The sequence below is a fragment of the Burkholderia sp. HAN2018 genome (genome assembly GCF_024704855.1).
Classification (GTDB): Bacteria; Pseudomonadota; Gammaproteobacteria; order Burkholderiales; family Burkholderiaceae; genus Burkholderia; species Burkholderia cepacia.
In genome coordinates this window covers 1-368 of record NZ_QOBB01000574.1, presented here as the reverse complement: position 1 = coordinate 368, position 368 = coordinate 1, and the positions used below count along the sequence as shown (strand labels likewise).

Genomic DNA, 368 nt, shown 5'->3' with positions numbered 1-368 from the left:
CCGAACGCCGAGAAGGAAGACTTCGTGAACTGGACGAAGAGCACGAAGTATCACGACGGCACCGACTACTTCCGCAACAACGGCGCGGGCGAAATGCTGGTGTTCTCGGCGGCCGACTTCGAGGACTTCCGCGTCGCGCGTCCGGACTTGCCGGCGCAGATGGAAGACGATCTCGAGGGCGTCGTGCGCGTGCTCGCGCAGAACCGCTGGCCGTGGCGCATGCATGCGACGTACGACGAAACGATCAGCCGCGCGCTCGACGTGTTCGAGAAGGTGAACAAGGACATCCCGCTCGAAGGGCTGAACTGGTTCTTCGATCACGCGGAAACCATCACCGAAAAGTCGATGGATCGTATCGCGGCGCTGGG

General features: G+C 62.2%; 1 protein-coding gene. It reads left to right on the top strand.

Annotation, left to right across the window (positions count from 1 at the left end; translation table 11 throughout):
- Window positions 1-368, top strand: a 368-nt coding sequence (locus tag DPV74_RS42210) for an amidohydrolase family protein (protein ID WP_162923366.1), incomplete at both ends; no start/stop codon positions are given.